Source organism: Pseudomonas sp. MS646, assembly GCF_036693845.1.
Taxonomy (GTDB): Bacteria; Pseudomonadota; Gammaproteobacteria; order Pseudomonadales; family Pseudomonadaceae; genus Aquipseudomonas; species Aquipseudomonas chlororaphis_E.
The window spans coordinates 2,744,997-2,759,369 of record NZ_CP144763.1 but is presented as its reverse complement, the minus strand read 5'-3'; the positions used below and the strand labels follow the sequence as shown (position 1 = coordinate 2,759,369).

The 14,373-nt window shown below is 63.9% G+C and carries 10 protein-coding genes; 2 read left to right on the top strand and 8 right to left on the bottom strand.

Features of this window, described 5'->3' with window-relative positions; genetic code table 11:
* Window positions 1-74 precede the first annotated feature (74 nt).
* From moaA to V3H56_RS12155, 8 genes are all read right to left on the bottom strand, one after another.
* Entirely contained in the window at window positions 75-1,067 is a 993-nt protein-coding gene (moaA, locus tag V3H56_RS12190) for a GTP 3',8-cyclase MoaA (protein ID WP_338474690.1), read from the bottom strand.
* Window positions 1,068-1,091: 24 nt separating this feature from the next.
* The gene (locus V3H56_RS12185; protein ID WP_338474689.1) at window positions 1,092-2,054 is read right to left on the bottom strand and encodes a peptidylprolyl isomerase; all 963 of its coding nucleotides are present in this window, start codon (window positions 2,052-2,054) and stop codon (window positions 1,092-1,094) included.
* 10 nt (window positions 2,055-2,064) lie between these two features.
* Entirely contained in the window at window positions 2,065-2,745 is a 681-nt protein-coding gene (narI, locus tag V3H56_RS12180; RefSeq protein ID WP_042732202.1) for a respiratory nitrate reductase subunit gamma, read from the bottom strand.
* Entirely contained in the window at window positions 2,738-3,493 is a 756-nt protein-coding gene (gene narJ, locus V3H56_RS12175) for a nitrate reductase molybdenum cofactor assembly chaperone (protein ID WP_047738027.1), read from the bottom strand. Before narJ ends, narI begins: the two co-directional genes overlap by 8 nt.
* Before the next feature lie 2 nt (window positions 3,494-3,495).
* Entirely contained in the window at window positions 3,496-5,034 is a 1,539-nt protein-coding gene (narH, locus tag V3H56_RS12170; RefSeq protein ID WP_042732204.1) for a nitrate reductase subunit beta, read from the bottom strand.
* A gap of 10 nt (window positions 5,035-5,044) precedes the next feature.
* Window positions 5,045-8,812 (bottom strand): nitrate reductase subunit alpha, encoded by a 3,768-nt coding sequence (locus tag V3H56_RS12165; RefSeq protein ID WP_047738026.1) that lies wholly within the window; start codon window positions 8,810-8,812, stop codon window positions 5,045-5,047.
* Between the two features lie 66 nt (window positions 8,813-8,878).
* The gene (locus V3H56_RS12160) at window positions 8,879-10,276 is read right to left on the bottom strand and encodes a NarK family nitrate/nitrite MFS transporter (RefSeq protein WP_042729947.1); all 1,398 of its coding nucleotides are present in this window, start codon (window positions 10,274-10,276) and stop codon (window positions 8,879-8,881) included.
* Window positions 10,254-11,555: a nitrate/nitrite transporter gene (locus V3H56_RS12155; RefSeq protein WP_047738023.1), complete on the bottom strand. Its 1,302-nt coding sequence runs from the start codon at window positions 11,553-11,555 to the stop codon at window positions 10,254-10,256. Before V3H56_RS12155 ends, V3H56_RS12160 begins: the two co-directional genes overlap by 23 nt.
* 309 nt (window positions 11,556-11,864) lie before the next feature.
* On the opposite strand from V3H56_RS12155, the gene V3H56_RS12150 reads away from it, so the two are divergent.
* Complete coding sequence (locus V3H56_RS12150; RefSeq protein WP_123578117.1) at window positions 11,865-13,664, top strand: HAMP domain-containing protein; 1,800 nt, start codon at window positions 11,865-11,867, stop codon at window positions 13,662-13,664.
* Window positions 13,661-14,308, top strand: coding sequence for a two-component system response regulator NarL (narL, locus tag V3H56_RS12145; RefSeq protein WP_047738021.1), 648 nt, complete (start codon window positions 13,661-13,663; stop codon window positions 14,306-14,308). Before V3H56_RS12150 ends, narL begins: the two co-directional genes overlap by 4 nt.
* Window positions 14,309-14,373: the final 65 nt, after the last annotated feature.

The following is a 14,373-nucleotide window of genomic DNA, read 5'->3' as shown; positions in this document are numbered from 1 at the left end:
ACACGGGATCTTCAGTGAAGTTCCTGTGGGAGCGGGCTCGCCCGCGAAGGCGATGGCATAAGCGACGAGTATCCTCACCCCCCACTCATGTTCATGAACCGCACGACCTGCACCTCGCCACCGGGGTTGAAGTCGTGGCGCTGGGGTTTGCCGCGCAAGGCCTGTTGCACCGCCTGGATCAATGGCAGGTCTTGCAGCGGATAGCGTCGTAGCAGGCCGCGCAGGTCAAGGGAGTCCTCCTGCCCCAGGCACAGCAGCAAGCGCCCTTCGACCGTCAGGCGCACGCGGTTGCAACTGGCGCAGAAGTTATGGGTGTTTGGCGAGATGAAGCCGATCCGGGTGTCCGGATGCCGCTCCAGGCGCACATAACGCGCCGGCCCGCCGCTGCTTTCGGCGCTGTCGAGCAAGCGATGCCGGCTGGCGATCGCGGCCCGCACCTCGTCGCTGGAACAGAACGACTCGCCCCGGGAACGCCCCACCTCCCCCAACGGCATTTCCTCGATGAAGCTGATGTCGATGCGTTGGTCGATGGCGTACTGCACCAACGCAGGCACCTCGTCGTAATTGCGCCCCTTCATCACCACGCAGTTGAGCTTGACCCGCTCGAAGCCCGCCGATTTCGCCGCTTCAATCCCGGCCAGCACCTGGTCGAGGTTGCCGTTGCGGGTGATCGCCCGAAACCGCTCCCCGTCCAGGCTGTCGAGGCTGATATTCATGCGCTTGACGCCAGCATCGACCAACGGCCGGGCCAGTCGCCCCAGCTGCGAGCCGTTGCTGGTCATCACCAGCTCACGCAGGCCGGGCAAGGCCGCGATATCGCGGCACAGCCCGACGATGCCCGGACGGATCAGCGGCTCGCCACCAGTCAGGCGAATCTTCTTCACCCCCAGCCCCACGAACAGCCGCGCCAAGCGCTGCAACTCCTCCAGGGTCAACACCTGCTGACGGGGCAGGAACGTCATGTTTTTCGCCATGCAATACACACAGCGAAAATCACAACGATCGGTCACCGACATCCGCAGATAATCGATCTGGCGTCCAAACCCGTCCTGCAACACGGCGTTCATGGTTATCCCCTGGTTGACCCGGTGCTACTGCACCAGCGGCGAATCGGCACCCTGCAGACGAATGCCGCGGATGTCCGCCGCACCGATCAGGGTCTGCAGGTATTGCACCAGCGCTTTTTGCCAGACGCCTTGCTGCAACTGGGTACGGATCGCCGTCGCCACCGCCTCGTAGGGCAGCGGCTGGCCGTCGATGCGTTGGTCGACACTGATCACGTGCCAGCCATAGCGACTTTCCAGCGGCTTGCTACACAGCCCCGCCGGCAAGGCAAACAGCTGGCGCTCCAGCTCAGGCACCGTCTGGCCCTTGCTGATCTGCCCCAGCGACCCGCCCTGCTCCTTGGACGGACAGGCCGAGTACTTCTGGGCCAGCTCGGCAAAGCTGCCTGGGAACTGATCCAAGCGTTCCAGCAGCAGCTCGGCCTGGACGTGGGCGAGGCTGCGAGCCTCGGCATCGTCCGGCGCGCATTCGAGCAGGATGTGCCGCACCGCTAGCAACGGGGCGCTGTGAAAGCGCGCCAGATTGCTGTCGTAATAGCGCAGGCAGGTGGCCTCGTCACAATGCGGCACCTGCACCTCCTGTTCGAGCAACAGCCGCGTCGCCGCTTCCTCTTCGTTTTCACCGGCACCAACCTGCAGGGACAGGCCCAGCTCGGCGATGCGCTGCTGCAGCAACTCGCGGATCACCAAGGCCCGCGCCGCCTGGTAGAGCGCCTCTTCGCGGCTGTCCGCCGGGTGATACTGCAGCTCCTGGGCCATCGCCTGCGGGGTGATCGACACCCCGTTGACGCTGATGATCGGCCATTCCTGTTCACTGCTGGCGATCAACTCGGCCGGGGCCTCGTCCACCGCCACCGGCGCCGCCTGGGCCGGTGCGTACTGCACCGGTTCGACCTCGGCCACCGAGGCCGTCATCGGCGCGGCCTTTGCCGAAGAACCGCAGCCGCCGCTGCCGCCGTTACCGCCACCACATCCGCATCCACTGGCCATGATCGCCTCCTCAGAACTTCTGCCGAACGATTTGATAACGACGTCCCAGGTACCAGACCGGCGCACTGATGATGTGCACCAGACGGGTGAACGGGAACAGCACGAACAGGGTCAGGCCCAGCACCACATGGAGCTTGTAGACCAGGCTCACCGGCGCGATGGAGGTCGCGGCTTCCACCGGACGCAACAGCACGGTGTTCTGTGCCCAGTCCGCCAGCATCACCATTACCGAACCGTCCATATGGCCGGTGGAAGCGACGATGGTCAGCAAGCCCAGCACCAGTTGCACCAGCAGTACCACCAACACCAGGATGTCCGAGGTGTTGGACGTGGCACGCACCCGTGGATCGGTCAGGCGGCGGTTGAGCAGCATCAGCAAACCGATCAGGCCCAGCACGCCGAAGAAGCCACCGGAAACCATCGCCAGCAACTGCTTGTGCTCGGTGCTCAGCACATGGTGGTAGATCGCGGCCGGCGTCAGCAGGCCGACGAAATGCCCGGCCAGCACGAACAGCACGCCGACGTGGAACAGGTTGCTGGCCACGCGCATGCCGCTCTTGTTCAGCATCTGGCTGGAACCGGCCTTCCAGGTGTACTGGGACAGGTCGAACCGTGCCCAGCTACCGATCAGGCAGATCGCCAAGGCGACATACGGATAGACCCCGAACAACAACAGATCCCATTTAGACATTGCCCACCTCCCCGGCCGGCGCAACGGCCTGCCCTTCATGCTGAAAATCCACCCAGTGCAACGGCACCGCACTTTCTTCCCTGGCCTTGCCCGGCGCGCTGGGCAGCGAACCGCAACGGTCCTGCTGCTCGGCCTTCAGGAAGTCCACCGCCTCTTCCTCCCAGATCCGGTCCAGGGCTTCGAGGGAGTCATCCCTCGGCTCGGCCTTGACCTGCTCGCGCAGTTCGGCCACCGCGCCCTGGGGCTCGGCCCCGGCGATTTGCAACAAGGCCCGGAAGCAACTGGCATAGGCGCTTTCACGCTCCTCCAGGCGCGCCGCGAGCAAGGCCAGCAAGTGCGCGACATCGGCCAGCCCCTCGCGGGCCTCGAGGTCCTCGCGGGTGGAGAGGTATTCCAGGTACAGCGGGATGTAATCCGGCAGCTCCTTGACGCCGATGGCGAAACCGGCCTCTTCGTACTGGGCCATCATGTCCACCATGGCCTGGCCCCGGTCGCGGGACTCGCCATGGACATGCTCGAACAGCAGCAACGACAGCGACCGACCGCGGCCGAACAGCGCGCCGTAGTGCTCCTGGCCGTCCATCAGGTCCTTGGCGCAGATCACTTCCAGCAGCTCGAACAGACCGGCGCGCTGGTTGGGACTGATTTCCCGCGCCTGGAGAATTGCTTCCTCCAGCTCGTCGCGACCGGCCACCAGGGTCTCGGTCGGGTAGTCGAGCAACAACGAAATCACCTTGAGAATGCGCATGGTCAGTCCTCCCACAACTGCACGGTCTTGATCACGTCGCGACGGTTGGCCTTCTTGCCGCCGAACATGTTGGTGTCGGAACTGCCGCTGCAACCGCTGCCGAAACTGAAACCGCAACCGGAGCGTTCGGCGAACGCGTCGCTCATCGCGTCTTCACGGTGGGCACTTGGCACGACGAAACGGTCTTCGTAGTTGGCGATGGCCAGGTAGCGATACATCTCTTCCACCTGGTTCACGCTCAAATCGACATCGGCCAGCACTTTCAGGTCTTTCACGCCGTCCACCTGCTCGGAACGCTTGTAGGCACGCATCGCCAGCAAACGCTTGAGGGCCAGCTTCACCGGCTTCTCGTCACCAGCGGTCAGCAGGTTGGCCAGATAGCGCAGCGGGATGCGCAGGCTGTCGACGTCCGGGATCACCCCGTTCATGCCGACGGTACCGGCCGCGGCGGCGTTCTGGATCGGCGACAGCGGCGGCACGTACCAGACCATTGGCAGGGTGCGGTATTCAGGGTGCAACGGCAGCGCGAGTTTCCAGTCCACGGCCATCTTGTACACCGGCGAACGTTGCGCCGAGTCGATCACCGACTGTGGCACGCCATCGGCCAGGGCCTGGCGGATCACCGCCGGGTCGTTCGGGTCGAGGAAAATTTCCAGCTGTTTCTCGTACAGGTCCTGCTCGTTGGCGGTGCTGGCCACTTCGCTGATGCGGTCGGCGTCATACAGCAGCACGCCCAGGTAGCGGATCCGTCCCACGCAGGTTTCAGCGCAGACAGTCGGCATGCCGGCTTCGATGCGCGGGTAGCAGAAAATGCATTTTTCCGACTTGCCGCTCTTCCAGTTGAAGTAAATCTTCTTGTACGGGCAGCCGCTGATGCACATGCGCCAGCCGCGGCATTTCTCCTGGTCGATCAGGACGATGCCGTCCTCTTCGCGCTTGTAGATCGCCCCGCTCGGGCAGGACGCCGCGCACGCCGGGTTCAGGCAGTGCTCGCACAGGCGCGGCAGGTACATCATGAAGGTGTTTTCGTACTCGCCGTAGATGTCCGCCTGGATCTTGTCGAAGTTCTTGTCCTTGCGCCGCTTGGCGAATTCGGTACCGAGAATTTCTTCCCAGTTCGGGCCCCACTCGATCTTCTCCATGCGTTTGCCGGACACCACCGAACGCGGCCGCGCAACAGGCTGGTGCTCGCCCAGCGGAGCGGTGTGCAGGTGCTGGTAGTCGAAGTCGAACGGTTCGTAGTAGTCGTCCAGGCTCGGCAGGTCCGGGTTGGCGAAGATGTTCGCCAACACGCGGAACTTGCCGCCGATGCGTGGGTTGATCGAGCCGTCGGCGTTACGGATCCAGCCGCCCTTCCACTTGTCCTGGTTTTCCCATTCCTTGGGGTAGCCGATCCCGGGTTTGGTCTCGACGTTGTTGAACCAGGCGTATTCCATGCCTTCGCGGCTGGTCCAGACGTTCTTGCAGGTGATCGAACAGGTGTGGCAACCGATGCACTTGTCCAGGTTCAGGACCATGCCGATCTGTGAACGAATTTTCATTTCAATCTCCTCAATCCAGCTCAGTCGGCAGGGGACGCGGCAGGTCATCGCCGCTGGAACCGTCGAGCCAGTCGACCTTGGCCATCTTGCGCACCACGACGAATTCATCGCGGTTGCAACCGACCGTGCCGTAATAGTTGAAGCCGTAGGCCTGCTGGGCGTAGCCACCGATCATGTGGGTGGGCTTGAGCACCACGCGGGTCACCGAGTTGTGGTGGCCGCCGCGGGTCTTGGTGGTTTCCGAGCCGGGCACGTTCACGATCCGTTCCTGGGCGTGGTACATCATCACCATGCCCTCCTTGACCCGCTGGCTGACCACCGCGCGGGCGGTCAGCGCGCCGTTGGCGTTGAAGCACTCGACCCAGTCGTTGTCCTCGATGCCGGCGCGCCGGGCGTCGATCTCGGAGAGCCAGATGATCGGGCCGCCACGGCTCAAGGTGAGCATCAGCAGGTTGTCGGTGTAGGTGCTGTGGATGCCCCATTTCTGGTGCGGGGTGATCCAGTTCAGGACGATCTCGGTCTCGCCGTTGCTGCGCTTGCCCTTGACCACGTCGATGGTGCGGGTGTTGACCGGTGGCCGGTAGCTCATCAGTTGCTCGCCGAACGCCTGCATCCAAGGGTGATCCTGGTAGAACTGCTGGCGGCCGGTGATGGTGCGCCATGGGATCGACTCATGGACGTTGGTGTAGCCGGCGTTGTAGCTGACGTGATCGTCTTCCAGGCCGGACCAGGTCGGGCTTGAAATGATCTTGCGCGGCTGGGCCTGGATGTCACGGAAGCGAATGGCCTCGTGTTCCTTGGGCACGGCCAGGTGGCTGTGGTCGATGCCGGTGAACTCCGACAAGGCCGCCCAGGCCTTGACCGCCACGTGGCCGTTGGTTTCCGGGGCCAGGGACAGGATCACTTCGGCGGCGTCAATCGCGCTGTCGATTTTTGGCCGGCCCTGGCTGATGCCAGCTTCGACCTCGTGGTGGTTCAGTTCGCCAAGGAATTTCACCTCGGCCTCGGTGTTCCAGTTGATGCCCTTGCCGCCGTTGCCGAGCTTCTCGAGCATCGGGCCCAGGGAAGTGAACTGCTTATAGATGTTGGGGTAGTCGCGCTCCACCACTTGCAGGTTCGGTGCGTTCTTGCCCGGTTGTGGCGCCTCGCCGGCGGTTTTCCAGTCGGTGCCGCCAAACGGCTGGGCCAGTTCGCCGACGCTGTCGTGCATCAGCGGTACGGTGACCAGGTCTTTTTCCACGCCCAGGTGGCCGACCGCCATGGCCGAGAACGCCTTGGCGATGCCCTTGTAGATTTCCCAGTCCGAACGCGATTCCCACGCAGGATCGATGGCCGCCGACAGTGGGTGGATGAACGGGTGCATGTCGGAGGTGTTCATGTCGTCTTTTTCGTACCAGGTGGCGGTCGGCAAGACGATGTCCGAATACACGCAGGTCGAGGACATGCGGAAGTCCAGGGTGGTCACCAGGTCGAGCTTGCCGATGGCGCCTTCGTCGACCCATTCGGCCTCGGTCGGCTTGCAGTCACCGACCTGGCCGATGTCTTCGTTCATCACGCCGTTCTTGGTACCCAGCAGGTACTTGAGCATGTACTCATGGCCCTTGCCCGAGGAGCCCAGCAGGTTGGAGCGCCAGATGAACATGTTGCGCGGGAAGTTCACCGGGTTGTCGGGTTGCTCGCAGGCAAAGCGCAGCGAACCGTCCTGCCAGGACTTGACCACGTAGTCCTTGGGTTCCAGGCCCGCGGCCGCGGCATCGCGGCAGATGTGCAGCGGGTTGGTGTTGAGTTGTGGCGCGCTGGGCAGCCACCCGGCCCGTTCGGCGCGGATGTTGTAGTCCAGGGCGTGTTCGGGGAACTGCGACTTGTCGGCCAATGGCGAGAGCACATCGTGCATGCTCATTTTCTCGTGGCGCCATTGGGAACTGTGGCCGTAGAAGAAGCTGGTGCCGTTCATCTGCCGCGAAGGACGGTTCCAGTCCAGGCCGAAGGCCAGGGGCAGCCAGCCGCACTGCGGACGGAGTTTTTCCTGGCCAACGTAGTGGGCCCAGCCACCGCCGGTCTGGCCGATGCAACCGCAGAGCATGAGCATGTTGATCAGCCCGCGGTAGTTCATGTCCATGTGGTACCAGTGGTTCATCGCCGCCCCGACGATGATCATCGAGCGTCCACGGGTCTTGTCGGCGTTGTCGGCGAACTCGCGGGCGATCTGGATCGCCTTCTCGCGGCTCACGCCAGTGATCTGCTCCTGCCAGGCCGGGGTGCCAGGCACCGAGGCGTCGTCGTAGTCCTTGGCAACGTTGGCGCCGCCCAGGCCACGGTCGATGGCCAGGTTGGCCGCCGACAGGTCGAACACGGTGGCCACTTTCGCCACGCTGCCGTCGGCCAGCACCACGCTGTGCACCGGCACCCGGCGGAACTGCACCGCGTCACCGGCCACGTGCTGGAAGTGCTCCTGGGTTTCACCGGCAAAGTACGGGAACGCCACTTCGGCGACGTCGCCGCCGATCAGGCTCAGCTTGAGGTCGATCTCACGCCCTTGGCCGCCTTCGCGCGGCAGGATGTTCCACTTGCCCTTCTCGCCCCAGCGATAGCCGATGGCGCCTTGGGGCGACACCAGCTCGCCGGCCGCATCCAGGGCGATGGTTTTCCACTCGGGGTTGTTGTCCTGGCCGAGGTTGTCGGTCAGGTCGCTGGCGCGCAGGAAGCGATCGGGCTGGTAACCCGATCCCGGAGCGGCGCCGAGCATCGGCTTGAGCATCACCAGCACCGGCAAGTCGGTGTAGCGCTTGGCGTAGTCGGTGAAATAGGCGCTCGGCTTGTCCAGGTGAAACTCTTTGAAGATCACATGGTTGAAGGCTTGGGCCAGCGCGGCGTCGGTACCCTGCTTGGGGTTGAGCCACAGGTCGGTGAGCTTGGCGACTTCCGAATAGTCCGGGGTGATCGCCACGGTCTTGGTGCCCTTGTAGCGCACCTCGGTAAAGAAGTGTGCGTCGGGGGTGCGGGTCTGCGGGACGTTGGAGCCCCAGGCAATGATGTAGTTGGAGTTGTACCAGTCGGCCGATTCCGGCACGTCGGTCTGCTCGCCCCAGACCATCGGCGAGGCAGGCGGCAAGTCGCAGTACCAGTCATAGAAGCTCAGGCACACGCCACCGATCAGCGACAGGTAGCGCGAGCCGGCGGCGTAGCTGACCATCGACATCGCCGGGATCGGCGAGAAGCCCACGACCCGGTCCGGGCCATGTTGCTTGATGGTGTAGACGTTAGCGGCGGCGATGATCTCGTTGACTTCCTCCCAGTTGGAACGGATGAAGCCCCCCATGCCGCGCTTGCTCTTGTAGGAGTCGGCCTTGGCCTTGTTCTCGACGATGCTGGCCCAGGCTTCCACCGGCGGCAGGGTCTGCCGGGCCTGGCGCCACAGCTTGAGCAACGGCTTGCGGATCTTCGGGTACTTGAGGCGGTTGGCGCTGTAGATGTACCAGCTGTAGCTCGCCCCACGCGGGCAGCCGCGTGGCTCATGGTTGGGCAGGTCGTTGCGGGTGCGCGGGTAGTCGGTCTGCTGGGTTTCCCAGGTGATCAGGCCGTTCTTGACGTAGATTTTCCACGAGCACGAGCCGGTGCAGTTCACCCCGTGGGTAGAACGCACGATCTTGTCGTACTGCCAGCGGGAACGGTAGACGTTCTCCCAGTCCCGAGACTCCTTGCGGGTCTCGCCGTGCCCCTCGGAAAACTCGCCTTGCTTGCGGTTGAAGAACCGCAGTTGATCCAGTAAATGACTCACAGTGTCTTTCCTCTCAGGCTTGCTCCGCGGGGTCTGCGCCCCGCCCACGCAACAGTTGAATTCGTCTTAGCAGGGGGTCGCGGCACCCTTGCGCGCGTACCACCACCAGGTCACCACGATGCAGCTCAGGTAGAAGCCGACGAACATGTAGAAGGCCATCTCCGGGCCGCCGGTCAGGGCCATCGAAGTGCCGAAGGACTTGGGAATGAAGAACGCACCGAAGGCGCCCATGGCCGAGCTGAAACCGAGCACCGCTGCCGACTCCTTGCCGGCGTCCTTGAGCGCCTGCTCACGCAGCTCGGGCTTTTTGCCCAGGGCGGCCTTTTCGTGCAGGGTGCGGAAGATCACCGGGATCATGCGGAAGGTGGAGCCGTTGCCCACGCCGGTGGTGATGAACAGCAGCATGAACATCCCCAGGAAGCCGTAGAAGCTGCCGCCCTGGCCGCCTTGCGGCAGGAAGTGCATGACGCCGAACACCATCACGATCATCAGCACGAAGTTCCACAGGGTCACCTTCGCGCCCCCGAGTTTGTCGGCCAGCCAGCCACCCAGCGGCCGCACCAGCGCGCCCACCAGTGGGCCCAGGAAAGCGAACTTCAGGGCGATGACGTCCGGGAACGAGGTTTTGATCAGCAGTGGGAACGCGGCGGAGAAACCGATGAACGAACCGAAGGTGGCCAGGTACAGCCAGCACATCAGCCAGTTGTGCTTGCGCTTGAAGATCACCGCCTGCTCGCTGAACGAGGCACGGGCGCTGGACAGGTCGTTCATGCCGAACCAGGCGATCACGGTCACGGCGAGGATGAACGGCACCCAGATGAAACCGGCGTTCTGCAACCACAGCGAGCTGCCATCGGCCAGCACCTGCGGCTGGCCGCCGAGGAAGCCGAACACGCCGAAGGAAATCACCAGCGGCACGCTGAACTGCATCACCGACACACCCAGGTTGCCCAGCCCGGCGTTCAGGCCCAGGGCAGTGCCCTGCTGGGACTTGGGGTAGAAGAAGCTGATATTGGACATGCTCGAGGCGAAGTTGCCGCCGCCGAAACCGCAGAGCAAGGCGATCAGCACAAACACGTTGTAGGGTGTGCTCGGATCCTGCACGGCGAAGCCCATCCACAGCGCGGGCACCAGCAGCGAGGCCGTGCTCAGCGCGGTCCAGCGGCGACCGCCGAAGATCGGCACCATGAACGAGTAGAACACCCGCAAGGTTGCCCCCGACAGCCCTGGCAAGGCGGCCAGCCAGAACAGCTGGTCGGTGCTGAAGCTGAAGCCGATGGCGTTCAGGCGCACGATCACCGTGCTCCAGACCATCCACACCGCGAAGGCGAGCAACAGCGCCGGGATCGAGATCCACAGGTTGCGCCGAGCGGTCTGTTTGCCGCTGCGCCCCCAGAATGCAGGGTCTTCCGGGCGCCAGTCATGAATGACCGGGCCTTTGTCAGGCGTTTGCAGAACGGACATGTTCTTCTCCTTGGGCAATGCTGGAAAACGGGGGTTGGCTGGCGGCGGGCGACTTGCCCAGCAGCGGGCGCTTGCGGATTTCGCAGACGTACATCCAGATCAGCGAGACCCAGACCACGCCGTACAGCAACATGAAGCAGGACGAGCGCACGCCGGTGAGGTCCACCAGGGCACCAAACAGGATCGGCAGCACGAACCCGCCCAGGCCGCCGGCCAGGCCGACGATGCCGGACACCGCGCCCATGTTGGTCGGGTAGTCGTTGGCGATGTACTTGAAGACCGAGGCCTTGCCGAACGCGAAGGCGATGCCCATCACGAACAGCAGCACGGTGAACAGCGTGGCGTTGAGGCCGATGTGGAAATCGACGATGCCGTTGACGGTCTGTACTTGCAGTTGTGTCTGCGGGTACGACAGCAGGAACAGGCAGATCCAGCTGACCCACAGCACCCACCAGGTCACGCTCTGGGCGCCCCAGCGGTCCGACATCCAGCCGCCGACGGCCCGCAGCACGCCGCCGGGCAGGGAGAAGCAGGCCGCCAGCAGTGCCGCGCTTTGCAGGCTGAAGCCGTACTCCTGCACGTAGTACTTGGTCATCCACAGGGCCAGGGCCACGTAGCCGCCGAACACGATCGAGTAGTACTGGCAGTAGCGCCACACGGCGGGCTCTTTCAATGCCTTGAGTTGCTCGCGCAGGCTTGTGCTACTGACGCTGCGGTGCTCCTTTTTCTCGGCGGTGAGGAACCAGAACAGCAGCGCGGTGATGAACAGGATGGCGCTGAACACCTTGGGCACCAGGTGCCAGGTGCCCAGGGCGATCAGCGCCGGGGCCAGGAACTTGGTGAGCGCGGACCCGGCGTTGCCGGCACCGAACACGCCCATGGCGAAACCTTGGTTCTGTTTGTCGAACCATTTGGCGACGTAGGCGATGCCGACCGAAAACGAACCGCCGGCCAGGCCGACGAACAGGCCCAGTACCAGGAATTGCCAGAACTGGGTCGCCAGGGTGATCAGGTACAGCGGCAGCACGCAGGACAGCATCAACAAGAAGAACACGATGCGTCCGCCGAAACGGTCGGTCAGCAGCCCCAAGGGCAACCGCACCAGGGAACCGGTCAGCACCGGCGTGGCGGCCAGCAGGCCGAATTGGGTCTCGTTGAGGGTGAGCATTTCCTTGATCGGAACGCCCAGCACGGCAAACATCATCCAGACCATGAAGCACACGGTGAAGGCCAAGGTACTCATCCCTAGTACCAGCCCTTGTTGCACTTGCGCTCGCATCGCGATGCACTCCCGTCATTTCGTTGAGCGCAGCCTAGTGATGCGAACCCGGTAAAAACTTGACGTGGATCAAAGAGCTTCCTGGGGGTACTGGCCTATCCTTGGCCGGTCTACCTCCAAGGAGGTAGACCTGGATATTGCTGGAAGTCTTTGTTTATCAATATCTTGAACAGATTGGCCGGGATTTTTATGGAAGCGCAGCGGCCGACAACTCTTTAGAGGTAGTGCACCCAGGATCGGCTGCCATACCCCAAGGTCCAGGCGCCTTCCCATGTCCGGGTTTCAGTTTTTCCTGCAAGGCCAGCGGTCATGATGCGCTGGCTGCGCAGTTCCCTGCCCGCTCGCGCCGGGCTCGCCGTGATCCTGATCGCTGTCCTCGCCCTGGCCAGTTCCCTGAGCGCCGGGTTGATCGCCTGGTTCAGCCAGGGCGATGCTGCCGCCATCAACACCGCCGGCTCCGTGCGCATGGAGACCTACCACCTGAGCTGGAAGCTGGCGGCCGGTGCCAGCGAGGACATTCCGGCCATCGTCGACAGCCTGCAACAGCGCCTGGACAGCCCTGCCCTGCGCGCCGTGCTGGAGGACGGGCCGGCCACGTCCCTGCATCGCAGTTATCGCGACCTGCAACAACGCTGGAACCAGACCCTGCGCCCCGCCATCGAGCGCGGCGACGCGGCGTTCTTCCAGGCCAGCGCCAGCTCCTTCGTCGAACAACTGGACCAGTTCGTCACGCTGCTGCAACGCCAGAGCGAACACAAGCAGGGTTGGCAGCAGACGATCCAGGGCGTGGCGCTGTTCAGCACCATGATCATCCTGTTGATCGGCCTGTATGAGTTGCAGTACGGCGTGGTCACACCGTTGCAGGAACTGGTGGACGCCACCCAGCGGTTTCGCCGGGGCGAGTTCCAGGTGCGGGTCAACCATCAGTCCGAGGATGAGCTGGGCCAGTTGGCGACCAGTTTCAACACCATGGCCGAGACCATCGAGCAATCGCACCGCACCCTAGAAAACCAGGTCCAACAGAAGACCCTCAACCTGCAACAGGCCAACGCCGCCCTGGAGCTGCTGTACCAGAGCAGCCGCAGCCTCGCCACGCGGCAGGCCAACGCCGAAGGGCTCGATGAGTTGATCCGGCGCTTCCAGCAACGGCTGCCGGGGCTGCGTCTGTCGCTGTGCCTGCAAGGGCAATTGCAGGCACCGGCCCGCCAGTTGCTGGCCCTGCACGGCGCCAACGGTCGCCAGGTCTGTGCCAGCAGTGACTGCGCCACGTGCGAACAACACCAGAGCGGCCGGCCGCTGACCTTCAGCATCAGCAACCAGGGCAACGACCTGGGCGAACTCAAGGCCCATTTCGTCGACGGCCACGCGGCGCAACCCTGGGAGAGCGCCCTCATCCAGGCCCTGGCGAACCTGATCGGCACCACCCTGTCGCTCAAGCGCCAGCGCGAACAGGACCATCGCCTGCTGCTGCTGGACGAGCGCACCATCATCGCTCGCGAACTGCACGACTCCCTCGCCCAGGCCCTCTCGTACATGAAGCTGCAAGTCAGCCGCATGCAGACCCTGTTGCGTCGGGGCGAACCGGTGCAGACCCTCGAAACCGTCACCGCCGAGCTGCGCGAGGGCCTCAACAACGCCTATCGCCAGTTGCGCGAGTTGCTGACCACCTTCCGCCTGCAGATTCACGACGACGGCCTGGTGGAAGAGCTCAAGGACACCGCCGAGGAGTTCTCCCACCGCGGGGACTTCCAGGTGCACCTGCGCATCGACCCCCTGGCCTTCGAGCTGTCGGCCAGCGAGCAGATCCACATCCTGCAGATCACCCGCGAAGCCTTGTCGAACTGCCTGCGCCACGCCCACGCCGAGAACGCCTGGCTCGAACTGCGCCAGGAAGGCGAGACCGTCCGGTTGTCCATCGAAGACGATGGCCGGGGGTTCAGTGGCGAGGTGGACCAGCGCGAGCACCATGGCCTGAACATCATGAACGAACGCGCCCGCAGCCTGCGGGGCCAACTCCGGATTTTCTCCCGTACACCCCAGGGCACCTGCATCCAGGTGCATTTCCAACCGGAATTCCTGGGCCAACCCACCGAAGGCATCGCCACATGAACGCCCCCCTGCGCCATACCCTCCTTTTGGTCGACGATCATCCGATGATGCGTCGCGGGATCCGCCAGATGCTCGAGCTCGAAGACGATCTACAGATCGTTGGCGAAGCCAGCCACGGCGAAGAAGCGCTGACACTGATCGACCCCCTCAAGCCCGACCTGGTGTTGCTGGACAACAACATGCCGCAGATGAACGGCATCGAGACCCTGCGGCGGCTGCGGGCCATGCACTACAGCGGCAAGGTGCTGCTGTTCACCGTCTCCGACGCCGAGGACGACATCCGCGACGCCCTGCGCCTGGACGCTAACGGCTACCTGCTCAAGGACATGGAGCCCGAGCTGCTGATCCAGTACATCCGCGATGCCCTCGCCGGCGCACTGGTCATCAGCCCCGGCCTGACCCGGGTCATGGCCCAGGCCCTGCGTTCCCCACCGCGCCAGGCCGAGGTGGAACTGACCGACCGCGAACGCCAGGTCCTCAAGACCATCGCCGCCGGCTACAGCAACAAGGTGATCGGCCACAAGCTGGGCATCACCGAGGGCACGGTCAAGGTCCACGTGAAGAACCTGCTGCACAAGCTCGGCCTGCGCTCGCGGGTCGAAGCCGCGGTGTGGGCGATGGAGCATCTGCGCGGGGCCGGTTAGATGGCCAACACATTCCTCCTGTGGGAGCGGGCTTGCCCGCGAAGACGGCGGCACATTCAGCACAG

Coding starts and splice junctions, on each gene's coding strand:
- moaA (WP_338474690.1), bottom strand. CDS start 1,067: ATGAACGCCGTGTTGCAGGACGGGTTTGGACGCCAGATCGATTATCTG.
- V3H56_RS12185 (WP_338474689.1), bottom strand. CDS start 2,054: ATGGCCAGTGGATGCGGATGTGGTGGCGGTAACGGCGGCAGCGGCGGC.
- narI (WP_042732202.1), bottom strand. CDS start 2,745: ATGTCTAAATGGGATCTGTTGTTGTTCGGGGTCTATCCGTATGTCGCC.
- narJ (WP_047738027.1), bottom strand. CDS start 3,493: ATGCGCATTCTCAAGGTGATTTCGTTGTTGCTCGACTACCCGACCGAG.
- narH (WP_042732204.1), bottom strand. CDS start 5,034: ATGAAAATTCGTTCACAGATCGGCATGGTCCTGAACCTGGACAAGTGC.
- V3H56_RS12160 (WP_042729947.1), bottom strand. CDS start 10,276: ATGTCCGTTCTGCAAACGCCTGACAAAGGCCCGGTCATTCATGACTGG.
- V3H56_RS12155 (WP_047738023.1), bottom strand. CDS start 11,555: ATGCGAGCGCAAGTGCAACAAGGGCTGGTACTAGGGATGAGTACCTTG.
- V3H56_RS12150 (WP_123578117.1), top strand. CDS start 11,865: ATGATGCGCTGGCTGCGCAGTTCCCTGCCCGCTCGCGCCGGGCTCGCC.
- narL (WP_047738021.1), top strand. CDS start 13,661: ATGAACGCCCCCCTGCGCCATACCCTCCTTTTGGTCGACGATCATCCG.